Below are 17,642 nucleotides of genomic sequence, written 5' to 3' on the forward strand. Positions count from 1 at the left end.
CTACAACCCAGCCAACGCAAGAAGGTGCTCGGTTTCGGGCCCCTTCACCAACGCGGCGGCGATCGGCGGCTCGGTGGGGCCCAGCCCGAACGACGGGCAGTCGTTGGCCAGGACGCACACGCCGCAGGCCGGCCGCCGGGCGTGACACACCCGTCGGCCGTGGAAGATCACCCGGTGGCTCAGCAGCGTCCACTCGCTGCGCTCGATCAGCTCACCGACTGCCTTCTCGATCTTCACCGGGTCGGTCTCCTCGGTCCACCGCCACCGCCGCACCAGCCGCTGGAAGTGCGTGTCCACAGTGATGCCGGGGATGCCGAACGCGTTGCCGAGGATCACGTTGGCCGTCTTGCGGCCCACCCCGGGAAGCGTGACGAGCTCCTCCATGGTCGACGGCACCTGGCCATCGAAACGTTCCTCGAGCGCTTGGCCGAGCTTGATCAACGCGCTGGCCTTGTTGCGGTAGAAGCCCGTGGGCCGGATCAGCTCTTCGAGTTCGGCGCGGTTGGCCTGGGCGTAGTCGCGGGCGGTGCGGTAGCGGGCGAACAGCGCGGGCGTGGTGAGGTTCACACGCTTGTCGGTGCTCTGCGCCGACAAGATCGTCGCGACGGTGAGCTCGAGCGGGTTGGTGAAGTCAAGTTCGCAGTAGACGTGGGGAAACGCTTGCGCCAGTTTGCGATTCATCCGCCGAGCCCGACGAACCAGGCCGAGCCGCGTCTCGGTGGCCCACCGCCGCTCCGATGGCGCGGCTCGCCTGCTCGCAGTCACCAGGCAAGCGTACTGACCGGTGAGATTTCGTGATCGTGCTGAGACCTTGGACGTGTTTACTTTGTGCCTGTGTCTTGGCTCTTCGTTGCTCTCATCCCTGGGTTGCTGATGTTGGCGACCTTTGGGCTGCAGCGGCTGGAAAGCCACCTGGATTGCGGAAGTGTGGGAGCCGCCGACGTCGCCGAGTTCCTAGCGCAAGCCCGGGCCGGGGACATGCGGACGCTAGCTCGCGACGGCATGCCGGAGGCACTGGATTCCTTCCAGGCCCGGCGCACCCACGGCGTCGAACATTATTCGAGTGCTCACGCCCGGCTTGTGCATGCGATGGCAAATCCGCAATTTCGACCGACTCGACGTGCGGATTCTGTGTAGCGTCGAAGTGTCGAAACCGTGCCGATCCGACGGGTCGGCGCTTGTTGACTTAACACCTGACAGCTTAAGAGGGGCAACGTGGACGAGATCCTGGCCAGGGCCGGAATCTTCCAGGGCGTCGAGCCCAGCGCCGTCGCCGCGCTCACCAAACAACTCCAGCCGGTCGACTTCCCGCGCGGGCACACCGTGTTCGCGGAAGGCGAGCCGGGCGACCGCCTGTACATCATCATCTCCGGCAAAGTGAAGATCGGCCGTCGCTCTCCCGACGGCCGTGAGAACTTGCTGACGATCATGGGTCCGTCGGACATGTTCGGGGAGCTGTCGATCTTCGACCCGGGGCCGCGTACCTCCAGTGCGACGACGATCACCGAGGTGCGAGCGGTGTCGATGGACCGCGACGCGCTGCGCGCCTGGATCGCCGACCGGCCCGAGATCGCCGAGCAGCTGCTGCGAGTGCTGGCCCGCCGACTGCGCCGCACCAACAACAACCTCGCCGACCTGATCTTCACCGACGTGCCCGGGCGCGTGGCCAAACAGCTGCTGCAGCTGGCCCAGCGGTTCGGCACGCAAGAAGGCGGAGCGCTGCGGGTGACCCATGACCTGACGCAAGAGGAGATCGCGCAGCTGGTCGGCGCGTCGCGCGAGACGGTCAACAAGGCGCTGGCCGACTTCGCCCACCGCGGCTGGATCCGGCTGGAGGGCAAAAGCGTCCTGATCTCGGACTCCGAACGACTCGCCCGTCGCGCTAGGTAGCGATTTCGGGGCGTTTTCGTGCGCTGACCGCATGTTTGCGCACCGAATTCACCCGCGGAGGTAGTCGAGTTGGGCTTGGACGCTGGATTCGGCCGCGTCCCAGAGCTTTTCGTCGACGTCCGTGTAGACGTGCTCGACGATCTGGCGCGCGGTGGCATCGCCGCCGAGCTCGTCCAGCGCGTCGCGCACCTGGTTCAGCCGCTCGTCGCGGTGTGCCAAATACATGTCGGCGACGGCGGCGAGGTCGCTCAACTCCGGTCCGTGCCCGGGTAGCACGACCCGCCGGCCAAGACCGCGCAGCCGGCGCAGCGACTCCAGGTAGTCGCCGAGGCTGCCGTCTTCGCCGTCGATCACGGTGGTGCCGCGGCCCAGCACGGTGTCGGCGGTCAGCACCGCATCGTCGAGAAGAAACGACAGCGAATCCGCCGTGTGTCCCGGCGTGGCCATCACCGTGATGCGCACGCCCGCTGCGTCGATCACCTCAGCATCGCTGAGCGGTCCGCCGAGACCGCGCAGAAACCCGCTGCCAACCGAACGCACCACGGCACCGGTCAGCTCGACGATGGTGTCGATGCCGCCGGTGTGGTCCTCGTGGCGGTGGCTGATCAACACCAGCGCCACCTTGGCCACGTCGGCCACCCGGTGCAGGTGCTCGACGTCGTCAGGACCGGGGTCGACGACCACCACCTCGTCGCTACCCGGGCCGCGCAGCACCCAGGTGTTGGTGCCCTCGAGCGTCATGACACCCGGGTTGTCGCACAGCAGCACCGACGCGGTGTCGGTGACCGGCCGCAGCACGCCATACGCCGGATGCTGGTCGCTCACGCGACCCACGCCCGATCGTCGCTCACGCGACCTCCACAATCACTTCCACTTCCACCGGCGCGTTCAACGGCAACTCCGCAACGCCGACCGCCGACCGCGCATGCACCCCGGCCTCACCGAATACCTCGGCGAACAGCTCTGATGCGCCGTTGATCACCCCGGGCTGGCCGGTGAACCCCGGTGTGGATGCGACGTACCCGACGACCTTGACCACGCGAGTCACCGCGTCGATGCCCACCAGCGCGTCGACCGCTGCCAGCGCATTGAGCGCACACTGGCGCGCCAGCGCCCGACCGTCCTCGGCGGATACCTCCCCGCCCACCTTCCCACTGCGCACCAGGTTGCCGCCGGCCAACGGCAGCTGACCCGCGGTGTAGACCAGATTTCCGGTACGCACGGCCGGAACGTAGGCGGCCAGCGGCTGGGCGACCGTCGGCAGCTCGATGCCCAGTTCCGCCAGCCGCGCCGACGCCGTCACTTCGGCTTCTTGAGGTAGGCCACGTGCTGCTCCCCGGTGGGGCCCGGCAGCACCGTGACCAACTCCCAACCCTGCTCGCCCCAGTTGTCGAGAATCTGCTTGGTCGCATGGATCAGCAGCGGGACCGTGACGTACTCCCATTGGGTCGGTTCGCTCATGAAAGCCAACCCTAGCGGTCGCGACCAGGCCGTTGGATAGGCTGCAAAGGTGGCAATCATAGGCGAGGCGGGACCGGAGGTCGGTTGGCCCGCGCGGCTGCGCGATGCGCGCCTGCACTTCGTGACCGGCAAAGGCGGCACCGGCAAGTCGACCATCGCAGCGTCGCTGGCCCTCGCGATGGCAGCCGGTGGCCGCAAGGTGCTCCTCGTGGAAGTCGAAGGGCGCCAAGGGATTGCGCAGCTGTTCGACGTACCGCCGCTGCCCTACCAAGAAGTCAAGATCGCCACCGCGGAACGTGGCGGGCAGGTCAACGCGCTGGCCATCGACATCGAGGCGGCGTTCCTGGAATACCTCGACATGTTCTACAACCTCGGCCTCGCCGGCCGGGCCATGCGCCGGATCGGTGCGGTCGAATTCGCGACGACGATCGCGCCGGGACTTCGCGACGTGCTGCTCACCGGCAAGATCAAAGAGACCGTGGTGCGGTCCGACAAAGCGCGGCAGCCCGCTTACGACGCGGTCGTCGTCGACTCGCCGCCGACCGGCCGGATCACCCGGTTCCTCGACGTCACCAAGGCAGTCTCGGATCTGGCCAAGGGCGGTCCCGTGCACTCGCAAGCGGAAGGTGTTGTGCAACTGCTGCATTCACCGCAGACCGCGATTCACATCGTCACGCTGCTGGAGGCGTTGCCCATGCAGGAGACCGTCGAGGCGATCGACGACCTGCAGAAGATGGACCTGCCGGTGGGCAGCGTGATCGTGAACCGGACACTGCCGGTCTACCTTCAGCCGGACGATCTGGCCAAGGCAGCCGAAGGCGACATCGACGCCGACACGGTCCGGGCCGACCTCGCCAAGGTGGGGGTGAACCTGCCCGACGCGGATTTCGCGGGCCTGCTCACCGAGACCATCGAACACGCCACCCGGCTCAAGGCCCGTGCCGAAGCCGCCGAGCAACTCGACCAGATCCACATGCCGCGTCTGGAGTTGCCTCAGCTCGCCGACGGCATCGATTTGGGCAGCCTCTACGAATTGGCCGAAGAGCTTGGGCGACAGGGGGTTCGATGAGTACGAAGCGACGCGTGCGGAGCGACCATTGAGTAACGCACCCACTTTGGACATGGCCTCGATCCTGGCCGACAGAGCCAACCGCGTGGTGGTCTGCTGCGGGGCCGGCGGTGTCGGCAAGACCACCACGGCCGCGGCGATGGCGTTGCGAGCGGCCGAATACGGCCGCACCGTCGTGGTGCTGACCATCGACCCGGCCCGCCGGCTCGCACAGGCACTGGGCATCGCGGATTTGGGCAACTCGCCGCAGCGAGTGCCGCTGGGCCCGGAGGTGCAAGGCGAGCTGCACGCCATGATGCTCGACATGCGCCGCACATTCGACGAGATGGTGGTCGAGTACTCCGGATCCGAACGCGCGCAAGCGATTCTGGACAACCAGTTCTATCAGACCGTTGCCACGTCGCTGGCCGGCACGCAGGAATACATGGCGATGGAGAAGCTGGGACAGCTTGTGTCACAAGACAAGTGGGACCTGGTGGTGGTGGACACCCCGCCATCGCGTAACGCGCTGGATTTCCTCGACGCGCCAAAACGGTTGGGCAGCTTCATGGACAGCCGGCTGTGGCGGATGCTGCTGGCACCCGGACGCGGCATCGGCCGGCTGGTCACCGGCGCCGTCGGACTGGCCATGCGCGCCATATCGACGATCCTGGGTTCGCAGATGCTGTCCGACGCGGCGGCGTTCGTGCAGTCGCTGGATTCCACGTTCGGCGGTTTCCGGCAGAAGGCCGAGCGGACCTATGCGCTGCTGAAGCGCCGCGGCACGCAGTTCGTCGTGGTGTCGGCGGCCGAACCCGACGCACTGCGCGAGGCGTCCTTCTTCGTCGACCGGCTCTCAGCCGAAGCGATGCCGCTTGCGGGGCTGATCCTCAACCGCACCCATCCGACGTTGTCCAGCCTGCACATCGAGCGGGCGGTCGACGCCGCCGAGGAACTGGAAGCCGACGATCCCGAGTCGCTGGCCGCTGCGGTGCTGCGCATCCATGCCGACCGGGCACAGACCGCTAAGCGCGAGGTGCGGCTGCTGTCACGGTTCACCGGCGCGAACCCCCACGTGCCGATCGTCGGGGTGCCGTCACTGCCGTTCGACGTGTCCGACCTCGACGCACTGCGCGCGATCGCGGATCAGCTGACCGCGTCGAAGGCCGCCAGCTGACGTCAGCCGGCGGTGCGGTGCTTGCGCTGGGCGGCGAAGAAGTCGGCCCAGGACACCACCTCGGGGTGCTGCTTGAGCAGCGCCCGGCGCTGACGTTCGGTCATCCCTCCCCAGACACCGAACTCGACGCGGTTGTCCAGCGCGTCGGCGCCGCACTCGGCAATGACGGGGCAATGCCGGCAAATCACCGCGGCCTTGCGCTGCGCCGCCCCGCGAACGAAGAGTTCGTCGGGGTCGGTATTACGGCACCGAGCCTTGGACACCCAGGCAATGCGGGCCTCGGCCGCAGCCGCGGCTGACGAACTGTACATCGAGTTTCCCCCTGTGGTCCTCCGCGCGACGGGCCGATTACCTGACACCAGCGTCCCCTTCGTCCTGGCCGTCGTCTCGGCGGCGCCACGGCGGCGCCACGGCGGTGATCTCGTCATGCGATCTACGCCACACTGCGTGGTTTGTTGTTACCTAGATCGCACTAGGAGTACAAAGTAGGTGGTCAGGTGTCGTTTGCGCAACAGTTTGGTACCGGTTTTTTTGGGACGACCGTGCCGACAACCCCCACCCGCGCGACAGATCCGTTACTGCGCGTCTCCCTCGCGCCAGCAAAAACTTGACGCGGATGCCAATTATGCTGCGCAAATACCGCAGGGCCAAGAATGGACGGGTGTCAGCCGTCGGGCGGCACCCCCGAATCCGAACAGTAATCTGTACCCATGCCGCAGCGCCCTTCGACCGGTCAGACGGTCGTCAAGTTGGCTTGGTGCTGCCTTCTCGCCGGCGTTTTGTGCGCCGCGCTGATGTTTCCGTTCGCCGGTGGCCTCGGCTTGATGTCGAACCGGGCATCCGACGTGGTGGCCAACGGTTCCGCACAGCTGGTAGAGGGCGACGTCCCTCAGGTGTCGACGATGGTCGACGCCGCGGGCAACCCGATCGCTTGGCTGTACAGCCAGCGCCGCTTCGAGGTGCCCAGCGACCAGATCGCCGACACCATGAAGCTGGCCATCGTCTCGATCGAGGACAAGCGGTTCGCCGAGCACAACGGCGTCGACTGGCAGGGCACGCTGACCGGGCTGGCGGGCTATGTCGGCGGTGACTCGGATACCCGCGGCGGCTCGACCATCGAGCAGCAGTACGTCAAGAATTACCAGCTGCTGGTGACCGCGCAGAGCGACGCTGAGCGACGCGCGGCGGTGGCGACGACGCCAGCGCGCAAGCTGCGCGAGATCCGGATGGCGCTGACGCTCGACAAGACGTTCTCCAAGCCGGAGATCCTGACCCGCTACCTGAACCTGGTGTCGTTCGGCAACGGCGCTTTCGGCGTGCAGGACGCGGCGCAGACGTACTTCGGCATCAACGCCTCGGAGTTGAACTGGCAGCAGGCTGCGCTGCTGGCCGGTTTGGTGCAGTCCACCACCTCGCTGGATCCCTACACCAACCCCGACGGCGCACTGCAGCGGCGAAACGTGGTGCTGGACACCATGATCGAAAACTATCCCGCCCAGGCCGACGCGCTGCGCGCCGCCAAAGCCGAGCCGCTGGGTATCTTGCCGCAGCCTCAGGCCCTGCCCCGCGGCTGCATCGCGGCGGGCAACAGGGCGTTCTTCTGCGACTACGTGCTCGACTATCTGGCGCGTGCCGGTATCAGCAAGGACCAGGTGGCTCGCGGCGGTTATCTGATCCGCACCACGTTGGACCCGAAGGTGCAGGACTCGGTCAAGCAGGCCATCGACGGCATCGCGAGCCCGACGCTCGACGGTGTAGCCGACGTGATGAGCGTGATCAAGCCGGGCAAAGACTCGCACCAGGTGATGGCGATGGCCAGCAACCGGACGTACGGGCTGAACACCGACGCGGGCGAAACCGTGCAGCCGCAACCGTTTTCCCTCGTCGGCGACGGCGCCGGATCGATCTTCAAGATCTTCACCACGGCCGCCGCACTCGACATGGGCATGGGCATCAACGCTCAACTCGAGGTGCCCGGCCGGTTCGAGGCCAAGGGCATGGGCTCCGGCGGCGCGCGCGGCTGCCCCAAGGACACCTGGTGCGTGCAGAACGACGGTGCATACAAGGGGTCGATGAACGTCACCGAGGCGCTCGCCACGTCACCCAACACCGCGTTCGCCCGGCTGATCCAGCTGATCGGCGTGCCGCGTGCGGTCGACATGGCGGTCAAGCTCGGCTTGCGCTCCTATGCCCAGCCCGGCACCGCGCGGGCATACGACCCGCAGAGCAACGAGAGCCTGGCCGACTTCGTCAAGCGCCAGAACCTCGGCTCGTTCACGCTGGGACCGCTGGAGCTGAATCCTCTGGAGTTGTCGAACGTGGCGGCGACGCTGGCGTCGGGCGGCATGTGGTGCCCGCCCAGCCCGGTCGCCGAGATTATCGATCGGCACGGCAAGCCGGTTCCGCTGACCACCGAGGCGTGCGAACAGGTGGTCCCTGAGGGGCTGGCGAACACGCTCGCCAACGCGATGAGTCACGACTCGCAGGGCAACGGCACCGCGGCCGGGTCGGCGGCCGCCGCCGGGTGGACCTTGCCGATGTCCGGCAAGACCGGGACCACCGAGGCGCACCGCTCGTCGGGGTTCCTCGGGTTCACCAACAACTACGCCGGTGCGGTGTACATCTTCGACGACTCGGCAGAGCCCACCGACCTCTGTTCGTCGCCGCTGCGCCGCTGCGGATCGGGAAACCTCTACGGCGGCAACGAACCTGCGCGCACCTGGTTCCAGGCGATGAAGCCGATCGCCAACGACTTCGGCGAGGTGAAGCTGCCGCCCACCGATCCCCGCTACGTCGACGGCGGCCCGGGCTCTCGGGTACCGAGCGTGTCCGGCCTGACGGTGGAGACCGCCAAACAGCGGCTGCGCGACGCCGGCTTCGGCGTCGCGGACCAGCCCGCCCCGGTCAACAGCACGGCCTCCTACGGCACGGTCGTCGGCACCACACCGAGCGGACAGACCGTTCCGGGTGCGATCGTCACGATCAACATCAGCAACGGCATTCCACCGGCCCCGCCTCCGCCGCCGCCCGGCGCACCGCCGCCGATTCCGGTGGTCGGCTCGACCGTCGTGCAGATTCCGGGCCTTCCGCCGATCACAGTGCCGGTGCTGGGGCCGCCACCTCCTCCGGCGGGTGAGCCACCGCCGTAACGCTGTGCGAGCCCGACGCAGGCGTTTCATAGAAGCGCAGGACGTGCGGGCACTGCAGCGGGCAGTACGCTGCTGGTATGGCCTTTTCGCCCTTGCAGAAGACAGCTGCCGCCGTGACGGGCGGCTCGGCGCTCGCGTGGCTGGGCTACGCCTCGGTGATCGAGCGCAACGCGTTCGTGGTCCGCGAGGTGACCGTGCCGGTGCTGACGCCGGGGTCGACCCCGCTTCGGGTCCTGCACATCAGCGACATCCACATGCGTCCCGCTCAGCGCTACAAGCAGGCATGGCTGCGCGAGTTGGCGCGCTGGGAGCCGGATCTGGTGGTCAATACGGGCGACAACCTGGCCCATCCCAAAGCGGTCCCGGCGGTGGTGCAGACGCTCGGTGAGCTCCTCAGCGTGCCTGGGTTGTTCGTCTTCGGCAGCAACGACTACTTCGGGCCGCGGCTGAAGAACCCGATCAACTACGTGATCGAGCCCGGCCACCGCACCCACGGCAAGCCGCTGCCGTGGCAGGACCTGCGCGCCGCGTTCACCGAACGAGGCTGGCTCGACATGACGCACACCCGCCGCGAACTCGAGGTCGCAGGCCTCAGAATCGCCGCCGCCGGCGTCGACGACCCGCACATCGACCGCGACCGCTACGACACCATCGCTGGGCCGGCCAACCCTGTGGCCAACCTGAAGCTGGGGCTGACGCATTCGCCCGAACCGCGGGTGCTGGACCGCTTCGCGGCCGACGGCTATCAACTGGTGCTGGCCGGACACACGCACGGCGGCCAGTTGTGCCTGCCGTTCTATGGAGCGCTGGTGACCAACTGCGGCTTGGACCGGTCGCGGGCCAAGGGCACGTCGCGCTGGGGCGCGAACATGCAGCTGCACGTGTCGGCGGGTATCGGCACTTCGCCGTTCCATCCGGTGCGGTTCTGCTGCCGCCCGGAGGCCACCTTGCTGACCTTGGTGGCCGCACCCACCGGCGGCCCGCAGACCACAGCGGTGTCCCAGCGCTCGGATCCGACCGCCGCCCTGCGGTGACGAGGTCGGCCGCGCGGGCCCGGCCGCGGGAGTGGGTCGACAACGCGGTCCGGCTGATCGAAGCCGACGCTCGGCGCAGCGCGGACACGCACCTGCTGCGGTATCCGCTGCCGTCGGCGTGGTCGTCGCGCGTGGACGTCGCGCTGTACCTCAAAGACGAGAGCACCCACATCACCGGCAGCCTCAAGCATCGGCTGGCGCGATCGCTGTTCCTGTACGCGCTATGCAACGGCTGGATCACCGAGCAGACCACGGTCGTGGAGGCCTCGTCCGGATCGACCGCGGTGTCGGAGGCGTATTTCGCGCAGCTGCTCGGTCTGCCGTTCATCGCGGTGATGCCGACGTCGACGAGCGCGGCGAAGATCGCGCTGATCGAAGCGCAGGGCGGCCGTTGCCATTTCGTCGAGGAATCAAGCCAGGTGTACGCCGAGGCCGAGCGGCTGGCCCGCGAGACCGGCGGCCACTATCTCGACCAGTTCACCAACGCCGAACGCGCCACCGACTGGCGCGGCAACAACAACATCGCCGAGTCGATCTTCACGCAGCTGTCGCTGGAGCAGCATCCGGTTCCGGAGTGGGTGGTCGTCGGCGCCGGGACCGGCGGCACCAGCGCGACGATCGGCCGGTACATCCGCTACCGCCGCTACGCGACCCGGCTGTGCGTGGTCGACCCGGAGAACTCGGCGTTTTTTGCCGCCTATGAGACGGGTGACAGCCACGTCACCACCGGTACGTCGTCGCGCATCGAGGGGATCGGCAGGCCGCGAGTGGAGCCGTCGTTCTTGCCCGACGTCGTGGATCGGATGATCGCCGTCGCCGACAATGCGTCGATCGCCGCCGCCCGGCACGCGAGCGATGTGCTCGGCAGGCGGGTGGGTCCGTCCACCGGCACCAATCTGTGGGGCGCGTTCTGCCTGCTGTCAGAGATGGTGGCAGACGGGCGCAGCGGATCGGTGGTGACGCTGCTGGCCGACAACGGCGATCGCTACGCGGAAACCTACTTCTGCGACGACTGGCTGGCGCAGCACGGGCTCGACCCCACCAATGCGGCGTCGGCGTTGCGGGAGTTCGAACGGTCCGGCATGTTCGGCTGATCGCTTTCCGGCGGCGACTCCGCACGGTCGGCCGTCAGAAACAGCCACAGCGCCGCCAACCCGAAGAAACCGCCGTAGACAGCCGCGCCCAAGCTCGTCATGGTCGACCACTCCTTCGTCGCTGTTGGTCAGTGTGCACAACACCTCCGACAATCCGCTCCATCCCACGCCCAGGGGTGATGCACATCTCGTCGTCGAAGGCACACGGCCGGCGCCGAGAAGCGTTTGGCCAGCCGGCACACCGGTGCGATACTCTGGCCTGGCTTCTGCGGGGTGTGGCGCAGCTTGGTAGCGCGCTTCGTTCGGGACGAAGAGGCCGTGGGTTCAAATCCCGCCACCCCGACTCATCGGCTGTCATGCCGGCCAATGGGCGCGTGCCCAGTTGGTCAGGCGTTCCAACAAGTCGCCACTGGTGACCAGGTTGACCCGGTCGCCGTTCGCGGTGGCTTCCTTGGCGACGACGCCCACGACCCGCGGATCCAGCCCCGACCCCACCCGGATGAACGTCCAAAACGGTCCGCCGGAGTTTCCCTGCGTCAGGTCAGCGTGCGTGGTCACCAGCACTGCATCCTTTTCGCTATCGAATTCCTCACCGGCGCAAGAGGTTTGGAAGAATGGCCGCAGACCTCCGAAGGAACCTGGGTAGCCGATGGTGGCGAAGTGCGCGACGCCATCCCAGTCGTCGTCCCATTCCTGGACGCCGAAGTAGCCGATGCGCTGCCCCAGCGGTTCGTAAAGGCGGCACACCATCTGATCGAAGTGCGGCCCGTCCGGCGAGGGGCGATGCAGATCGCTGACGAACGACGACCCGAATGGTTCGGTGTCGTCGAATCCGTGAGGTACGAACTTCATCCACCACGAGCCCTGGGCGATGCTGCGATCGGGCCGCATGTGCCGGGCGGTCAGCAGCACCCGGTCACCGACGAGTGTGCCGGAGCCTGCTTTGCCGTCGCTGTTGGTCACTCGCCCGGCACACCGCCAGGGGAAACTGGTGTCGGTCAACAGCTGGCGCTCCTCCGGCGGAAACGAGTAGAGGTCGGTGACTTTCCAGCGCCGCCCGGCCAACGTGTGTTCGGCGGTGGCCGGTGACTCGTAGTCGGCGTAGGCCGGATAGGCCACCATCGGAGTGCCCGCAGGGCGGTACCCCTCGAGGCCGCCTTCGGGCACCGTTTCGAGTTCGGTCGGGTCTATCGCTGTCTCACGCCTGCCGAGGTTTTCCCGTGCCACTTCCTCCGCCGGCTCGGGGGATAGCTGCCGGCCGGGCTTCGACCCGAGAATTTCTTGCGCCTCGTCGAAGGAGACTGGCTGATTGTGTTTCTGCGGCGCGGTCATAGGTCCCTCATCTCGGTGCTGTGTGACAGCTACGACGCATGAAAGGTAGGTCGTCGACGTCCGGAGGGCATGCGTAGTGGACTACCTGTATTGCAGGCCGTAACGGCGGCTACCGCGAATTGACGTGAATTGCAATGACATTCGCGGACCTTCTCCACTGTGCTTGACACCTGCCGACACCCCGCGGTCGTCTAGCAATACCCCCATGGGGTATACATGACGTAAGGCGGACGAGACGAGAGGATCAGGTGATGAAGCGAGAGTTGCTGGCTGTCACCGCGGCGGTGCTGGCCGCAGTGACCACCTTGACTGCATGTGGCAAGACCGGGACGGACGCCAGCGGCACCAGTAGCCCAGTGTCGACCACCACAACCGCAGCGCCGCAGTCACACAACGAAGCCGACGTGATGTTTGCGCAGCACATGATTCCGCACCACCAGCAGGCCGTCGAGATGAGCGATGTGCTGCTGGCCAAGCAAGACATCGACCCGCGGGTGGTGGCGTTGGCCAAGCAGATCAAGGCCGCGCAAGGACCCGAAATCCAGCAGATGCAGTCGTGGCTGAGCGGTTGGGGCCAACCATCGACGATGCCGATGCCCATGCCCGGTCATGAAATGAGCGGCATGGTCTCCGAACAAGACATGGCCGCACTGAAAAGCGCTCGAGGCGTCGAAGCCAGCAAGCTCTATCTCACGCACATGATCGCGCATCACCAAGGCGCAATTGTTATGGCGCAGAACGAGATCAAGACAGGACAGTATGCACCTGCGGTCGCGATGGCGCGGGCGATCGTCGACACCCAGCAGAAGGAGATCGAGCAGATGCAGGCCATTGCGGCCTCGTTGTAAAACGCAAGGTCGTGATCTACGTGTTGGGTGTGCCGGTGACGTTGCGCAGCTTGGGCTTGAGCGTGACAGATCCTCTGGGCCTTGATCGCTGCCGCCGCCGCATAGTTTGAACGACTCGCCGGTACGGGTAGAAAAGCCTCATGACCCTCGCATCGACCTCGGTCGAGGCTGCGCTGCCCACTGCGGCAGGGCCGTTGTCGGCGGCGATCATCGACATGCTGACCGGCGGCACACCTGCCTCGACCCTCCCGGTTGCCGACGCCGATCCCTACGGCATCGACCTGCAGCTGGCGCTGTACCTCTGCTACGAGCTGCACTACCGCGGGTTCGCGGACGTCGATCCGGAATGGGAGTGGAACCCAGACCTGTTGCGGCTGCGGGCTGCGCTCGAACAGAGCTTCATCGCTGCGGTGCGCGACGAGGTGGGCGAGATCGCGCCCGGCGACACCGCGGCCAGCGAGATGGACGCGTTGACGGAGGAGCCGACGGACGGCAACGGCCCGTCGTACTACCTACGCGACCACGGCACCTGGGAACAGATGCGCGAATACTTCGTGCACCGTTCGCTGTATCACCTCAAGGAGGCGGACCCGCACGCGTTCGCCATACCCCGGCTGACCGGTCAGGCCAAGGCCTCTTTCGTGGCGGTGGAGTTCGACGAGTACGGCGCCGGCCACGGGCAGCGGCTCCACCAGCAGCTGTTCGCCGATCTCATGGCGGCCGCAGGGCTGGACAACCGCTACCTCGCCTACCTCGAGCACGTGCCCGCTCAGGCGCTGGCCGTGGTGAACCTGATGTCGTATTTCGGCCTGCACCGGTCCATGCGGGGCGCGGCCATCGGCCACTTCGCGGCCACCGAGATCACGTCGTCGCCGGGGTCTCGCCGCCTGGTCGAAGCACTGGAGCGGGTGGGTGCGCCGGAGCCGTGCGCCGCGTTCTACCGCGAACACGTGGAAGCCGACGCGGTGCACGAGCAAGTGGTGCGCACCGATGTGGTGGGGAAACTCATCGCCGACGATCCGCGGCTGGAGCGCGACGTGATCTTCGGCATGCGGGCACTGGACGCGGTGGAGAACCGGCTGGCCGATCACGTGATGGCCAGCTGGACGGCGGGCCGCAGTTCGCTAAGCCGGCCGCTGAGCTGACGCCGCTGCGCGCCGGCGCTTGCGATGGCTGGTGTCGCACAGCGGATACGTCTTGCTGCGCCGGCACATACATATCGCGACCATGAACCGATCGGAATCCACGACGCTGCCGTCGGGCATCTCGATGTGCACCGGGCCTTCCACCAGCATCGGTCCTGCGGGCACTATCCGGACAAGCCGCCGCTGCGGGCAGCTCATGTCTTGTCCGCCCGGATGACCGCCAGCAGTTCCTCGCGACGTCCCGCGCGCAACCGCCCGGTGTTCTCCAGCCACTCCGCCCGTGCCGACAACACCGGACCGAACGGAATCCATTGCCACAGAACCACTTCCGCGTCCAAGCCGCTGGACCGCAGCGCCGACAACGATTCTTCGACACCCGCGAACTCCGACTGCACCAGCAGCATCGAGCCACCGTCGGCCAGCAGCTCGGGCGCTGCCGCGCACAACGGATCGAGCACCAGCCGGCCGTCATCGCCGGCGTCCCAGGCCCAGGCCGGTCCGACTACCGGCGAGATCATCTCGTCGTCGCTGTCCGGTGTCACCGGAACATACGGGGGATTCGACACGACGACGTCAAAAGGGCCGTGCCGCAACGCATCCGGCAACGAGCCCTGCTTCACGTCGACCGCGACGCCGGCGGCTACCGCGTTCGCGCGCGAACACTGCACTGCGCGCGGGCAGATGTCGAACGCGGTGACCTCAGCGGCACCCAGCCGTGCCGCCGCGACCGCCAGCACACCGCTGCCCGTGCAGAAGTCCAGCACCCGCCGGCCCGGCGCCAGGGAGGCGCGCTGCAGCGCATCGACGAGCAACCGCGAATCGTGTTGGGGCGCGTACACACCGACGTCTGTGACGATCGTCTCGCACGGGTCGGGAAATGTGATCGTCACCGGATGCCCTCATCCCACGCTCGGAAATACACGGTCATGCTGGCCTTTCGACGGAGCTGTCGCGATACGCGAACGATCGAGTTACTAATGCCCTGGACAATCCGTACTCAAACCCGGGTTTGCCTGTCCCGGGCTTCGGGCATCCCGCGAGGCGTGAAGGCTTCAGACATCGTTGCGTTGCCATTGCAGCTCGGTTCTGCCATCCGGCGTCGTCGGGTGTTCCATCCGGTCGGAGTGATGGCGAACGGCTCGTTGGAGCGGCTTTCGCCACCGGGGCAAGGATTGCCTGTGGACGCAGGCGACGTGGTGGGCCGGATTTCCAAGGGCATCGGGCTGCCTGGCGCGCTGCCCGATGTCATCGGCCTTGCGATCCGCATTCCCCCGCAGCCGTTCGCCGCCACGCCGTGGGACATCCTGCTGGCATCCGCGGGTTCAGGTCGTCTCACCCGGTTCGCGTTGCGTCCGGCGGCGTCGTGGACGGCGTCGATGTCGAGCCTGATGCCGTTGCGCTTCGAGGGCCGTTACTGGTGGATTCGGGCGAAGATGACCTCGCAGTTCGACGCCAGCGGGGTGTCGCTTGACGACGTCGCCGACCACATCGACCGCGGCGGCGGCATCGAGTACGAACTCGACCAGGCCGCCGGCACCGGCGACTTCGAGCCGCTGGCGCGGGTGCGGTTCCACGAAGTGATTTCGGCCGGCCCGTCGAACGAGATCGCCTTCGACCCGACCATCCACAGCGCACCCGGGGTCAAGCTGGCACCGGAATGGCTGACCGACATCCGCCAGCGCGCCTACGAGCGCAGCCGCGAAGGCCGGCCCGACGCTGGCTGACCGTCATTTGTCAGACGAGCCGTCCTCGGTGAGTTCGGGCGCGTTCTCCCGCGTCGCCATGCCGCCCTCGCGGCCATGATCGGCCGGCCCCGGCGGGGTGGTGTCCTTCTTCTCGCCGCTTCGCTCTTCGCCCATGATCCCTCCCGTCGCATACTTGCACGCTTCGGCCGCCGCCCCACACTGGGCGGCGGCCGTCGCGCGGTCCTCACGGCTTCGGCGGCTCCGGCGGATACTTCTCGGTGCGCCCGGTAGCCGCGTCGACGACGCGGTCGACAACCGCAGCCGCGGTACCCATCGTCTTCTGCACCATCGAATCCGACGGCGTGTTGGGATGCGGGCGGGTTGGCGCAATCTTGTAGGCCTGCTCCAACTTGTCGCCCAGCGACTGCCGTTCCTGTTCGCTCATCGTGCTCTCGAACCGCGGCCACACCGCGGTCTGCTCGTAGTCGATGTGCTCGCGCGCCGCGGCGACGAACGCGTCCAGCGCGTCGTGGTAGTCAGCTTCACCGGGCTTGCCGTCGACCAGGCGTTGCAACAGCTTCTTGCCGTCCTCCTCCTGGCCGATCGCCTTGTCGGCGAGCTCGTCGCCGTCGTCGAGTGCCTTTCGGACAGCGGGCCAGAAGAACTGCTCTTCGATCGCCTCGTGCCGCGACTCGGCGACGATCAGGTTCTCGACCATCTCCTGTAGCCCGCTCTCCCACGCACCCACACCACGCGGCGCGTCGGCGAGCGTCTCCAGCATCCCCAGCACGCTTTCATGCTGCTGGCGCAACAGTGTCAGTGCATCCATGGCGGTCAGCTCGCCGGAGTGTGCTGCTCGTGCGTGAACGGCTTTTGCTCCTGCACCGCGGGTGTGCCCTCCGGATTCTGTTGCGGCCCTTTGTTTTCCCGCTCAGAAGTGCCCAACCACTCCGACTCCGGGTTCTTCACGTAGCGCCATTCCATGCCCTGCGGCCATGGCCCCTGCCCTTCGTTCCACGGGCCGCGAACGTCGCCGTCACCGTTTGACATGTTGAACGCGACGTTCTGGAAGCGGTCGTCACCGGGCAACTGCCCCGGGGGGAAATTCACCGGCAACTCGTTGAGCGCCGCGGTGAACTGCTGATAGTGGGTGACCTCGCGGGTCATCAGGAACGTCAGCGTGTCTTGCACACCCGGGTCGTCGGTGAACTGCTTGAGGTACTCGTAGACGATCTTGGCCCGGGACTCGGCGGCGATGTTGCTGCGCAAGTCGACGGTCGGGTCTCCGTTGGCGTTGACGAAGGTGCCCTGCCACGGCGTGCCGGCGGAGTCTTTGACGTCCGGACCGCCGCCCGTGAGCGCGAAGAACAGCGGCGTCACCGCTACGGAGTGGATGATGTCGTCACGCCCGTCGCGGCTGGCCACGGCCGGCATCCAATCGCAGCGCTCGTTGGCGATTTTCAGGTCGTCGTTGAGGCCGTCCAGAAGCATCGTGATCATCGACCCCACCATTTCCAGGTGGCTGAATTCCTCGGTCGCGATGTCCATGAAGAGGTCGTACATTTTCGGATTTTTCCGGCGCAGCACGAACGCCTGCGTGAAGTACTGCATGGCGGCCTTCAGTTCGCCGTTGGCGCCACCGAACTGCTCCAGCAGCATCGTCGCGAAGCGTGGATCCGGCTTGTCGACGCGTACCTCGAATTGAAGGTCTTTGTTGTGAACGAACATGAATCGGTCTCCTCAGAAATTCGCTGGGGCTGTAAAGGGCCGCATTCCCGA

Annotated in this window: 21 protein-coding genes and 1 tRNA gene; 11 read left to right on the forward strand and 11 right to left on the reverse strand. The window is 66.8% G+C overall.

Going from position 1 to position 17,642, the window contains the following annotated elements:
- Window positions 1-681 (reverse strand): endonuclease III, encoded by a 681-nt coding sequence (gene nth / locus AC5Y4C_RS12445; protein ID WP_499907505.1) that lies wholly within the window; start codon window positions 679-681, stop codon window positions 1-3.
- A 192-nt stretch (window positions 682-873) separates the two neighbouring features.
- On the opposite strand from nth, the gene AC5Y4C_RS12450 reads away from it, so the two are divergent.
- Both AC5Y4C_RS12450 and crp read left to right on the forward strand, forming a co-directional pair.
- Complete coding sequence (locus AC5Y4C_RS12450) at window positions 874-1,137, forward strand: hypothetical protein (protein WP_499961746.1); 264 nt, start codon at window positions 874-876, stop codon at window positions 1,135-1,137.
- 78 nt (window positions 1,138-1,215) lie between these two features.
- A complete protein-coding gene (gene crp, locus AC5Y4C_RS12455; protein WP_059101725.1) occupies window positions 1,216-1,890 on the forward strand; it encodes a cAMP-activated global transcriptional regulator CRP in 675 nt (224 codons plus the stop codon).
- Window positions 1,891-1,938: 48 nt separating this feature from the next.
- Here crp and AC5Y4C_RS12460 read toward each other — a convergent pair whose 3' ends face one another.
- The 3 genes from AC5Y4C_RS12460 to sp36 are packed head-to-tail and all read right to left on the reverse strand — an operon-like array spanning window position 1,939 to window position 3,351.
- On the reverse strand, window positions 1,939-2,715 hold the full coding sequence (locus AC5Y4C_RS12460) for an MBL fold metallo-hydrolase (RefSeq protein ID WP_499961442.1): 777 nt from the start codon (window positions 2,713-2,715) through the stop codon (window positions 1,939-1,941).
- A gap of 22 nt (window positions 2,716-2,737) precedes the next feature.
- The gene (locus AC5Y4C_RS12465; protein ID WP_499907330.1) at window positions 2,738-3,193 is read right to left on the reverse strand and encodes a RidA family protein; all 456 of its coding nucleotides are present in this window, start codon (window positions 3,191-3,193) and stop codon (window positions 2,738-2,740) included.
- Window positions 3,190-3,351, reverse strand: coding sequence for a Sp36 family protein (gene sp36 / locus AC5Y4C_RS12470; protein WP_499907332.1), 162 nt, complete (start codon window positions 3,349-3,351; stop codon window positions 3,190-3,192). The genes AC5Y4C_RS12465 and sp36 overlap by 4 nt, the downstream gene beginning before the upstream one ends.
- Before the next feature lie 49 nt (window positions 3,352-3,400).
- On the opposite strand from sp36, the gene bagA reads away from it, so the two are divergent.
- Window positions 3,401-4,420, forward strand: a complete 1,020-nt coding sequence (gene bagA / locus AC5Y4C_RS12475; protein WP_499907335.1) for an ATPase BagA — start codon at window positions 3,401-3,403, stop codon at window positions 4,418-4,420.
- A gap of 28 nt (window positions 4,421-4,448) precedes the next feature.
- On the forward strand, window positions 4,449-5,576 hold the full coding sequence (gene bagB / locus AC5Y4C_RS12480; RefSeq protein WP_499907337.1) for an ATPase BagB: 1,128 nt from the start codon (window positions 4,449-4,451) through the stop codon (window positions 5,574-5,576).
- 2 nt (window positions 5,577-5,578) lie between these two features.
- Here bagB and AC5Y4C_RS12485 read toward each other — a convergent pair whose 3' ends face one another.
- Window positions 5,579-5,935, reverse strand: a complete 357-nt coding sequence (locus tag AC5Y4C_RS12485) for a WhiB family transcriptional regulator (RefSeq protein WP_499961744.1) — start codon at window positions 5,933-5,935, stop codon at window positions 5,579-5,581.
- 351 nt (window positions 5,936-6,286) lie between these two features.
- Here AC5Y4C_RS12485 and ponA2 point away from each other — a divergent pair, with 351 nt between their 5' ends.
- From ponA2 to AC5Y4C_RS12505, 4 genes are all read left to right on the forward strand, one after another.
- On the forward strand, window positions 6,287-8,725 hold the full coding sequence (ponA2, locus tag AC5Y4C_RS12490) for a transglycosylase/D,D-transpeptidase PonA2 (RefSeq protein WP_499907341.1): 2,439 nt from the start codon (window positions 6,287-6,289) through the stop codon (window positions 8,723-8,725).
- Between the two features lie 77 nt (window positions 8,726-8,802).
- Window positions 8,803-9,759, forward strand: coding sequence for a metallophosphoesterase (locus tag AC5Y4C_RS12495; RefSeq protein WP_499961440.1), 957 nt, complete (start codon window positions 8,803-8,805; stop codon window positions 9,757-9,759).
- Entirely contained in the window at window positions 9,756-10,853 is a 1,098-nt protein-coding gene (gene cds1 / locus AC5Y4C_RS12500) for an L-cysteine desulfhydrase Cds1 (protein ID WP_499961438.1), read from the forward strand. The genes AC5Y4C_RS12495 and cds1 overlap by 4 nt, the downstream gene beginning before the upstream one ends.
- Window positions 10,854-11,122: 269 nt before the next feature.
- Window positions 11,123-11,196, forward strand: a tRNA-Pro gene (locus AC5Y4C_RS12505).
- 11 nt (window positions 11,197-11,207) lie between these two features.
- Here the strand turns inward: AC5Y4C_RS12505 and AC5Y4C_RS12510 are convergent.
- Window positions 11,208-12,185 carry a trypsin-like serine peptidase gene (locus tag AC5Y4C_RS12510; RefSeq protein ID WP_499961437.1) on the reverse strand — a complete coding sequence of 326 codons (978 nt, stop codon included), beginning with the start codon at window positions 12,183-12,185 and terminating at the stop codon, window positions 11,208-11,210.
- A gap of 251 nt (window positions 12,186-12,436) precedes the next feature.
- Between AC5Y4C_RS12510 and AC5Y4C_RS12515 the strand changes: the two genes are divergently transcribed.
- Together AC5Y4C_RS12515 and AC5Y4C_RS12520 are read left to right on the forward strand one after the other, a co-directional pair.
- Window positions 12,437-13,033 carry a DUF305 domain-containing protein gene (locus AC5Y4C_RS12515; RefSeq protein WP_499907349.1) on the forward strand — a complete coding sequence of 199 codons (597 nt, stop codon included), beginning with the start codon at window positions 12,437-12,439 and terminating at the stop codon, window positions 13,031-13,033.
- Between the two features lie 140 nt (window positions 13,034-13,173).
- Window positions 13,174-14,178 carry an iron-containing redox enzyme family protein gene (locus tag AC5Y4C_RS12520; protein ID WP_499961435.1) on the forward strand — a complete coding sequence of 335 codons (1,005 nt, stop codon included), beginning with the start codon at window positions 13,174-13,176 and terminating at the stop codon, window positions 14,176-14,178.
- Here the strand turns inward: AC5Y4C_RS12520 and AC5Y4C_RS12525 are convergent.
- Together AC5Y4C_RS12525 and AC5Y4C_RS12530 are read right to left on the reverse strand one after the other, a co-directional pair.
- The gene (locus AC5Y4C_RS12525) at window positions 14,158-14,376 is read right to left on the reverse strand and encodes a CDGSH iron-sulfur domain-containing protein (protein WP_499907353.1); all 219 of its coding nucleotides are present in this window, start codon (window positions 14,374-14,376) and stop codon (window positions 14,158-14,160) included. The two genes, AC5Y4C_RS12520 and AC5Y4C_RS12525, sit on opposite strands and share 21 nt — an antisense overlap.
- On the reverse strand, window positions 14,373-15,068 hold the full coding sequence (locus AC5Y4C_RS12530; RefSeq protein WP_499961433.1) for a HemK2/MTQ2 family protein methyltransferase: 696 nt from the start codon (window positions 15,066-15,068) through the stop codon (window positions 14,373-14,375). The genes AC5Y4C_RS12525 and AC5Y4C_RS12530 overlap by 4 nt, the downstream gene beginning before the upstream one ends.
- Before the next feature lie 288 nt (window positions 15,069-15,356).
- Here AC5Y4C_RS12530 and AC5Y4C_RS12535 point away from each other — a divergent pair, with 288 nt between their 5' ends.
- Window positions 15,357-15,902, forward strand: a complete 546-nt coding sequence (locus AC5Y4C_RS12535; RefSeq protein WP_499907357.1) for a phosphodiesterase — start codon at window positions 15,357-15,359, stop codon at window positions 15,900-15,902.
- 3 nt (window positions 15,903-15,905) lie between these two features.
- Here the strand turns inward: AC5Y4C_RS12535 and AC5Y4C_RS12540 are convergent, their stop codons facing one another.
- From AC5Y4C_RS12540 to AC5Y4C_RS12550, 3 genes are all read right to left on the reverse strand, one after another.
- A complete protein-coding gene (locus AC5Y4C_RS12540) occupies window positions 15,906-16,037 on the reverse strand; it encodes a hypothetical protein (RefSeq protein WP_499907359.1) in 132 nt (43 codons plus the stop codon).
- Window positions 16,038-16,107: 70 nt separating this feature from the next.
- Entirely contained in the window at window positions 16,108-16,692 is a 585-nt protein-coding gene (locus tag AC5Y4C_RS12545; protein ID WP_499907361.1) for a hemerythrin domain-containing protein, read from the reverse strand.
- Window positions 16,693-16,697: 5 nt separating this feature from the next.
- Window positions 16,698-17,591, reverse strand: coding sequence for a manganese catalase family protein (locus AC5Y4C_RS12550; protein WP_499961431.1), 894 nt, complete (start codon window positions 17,589-17,591; stop codon window positions 16,698-16,700).
- Window positions 17,592-17,642 lie beyond the last annotated feature (51 nt).

Source organism: Mycobacterium sp. NGS35, assembly GCF_059812855.1.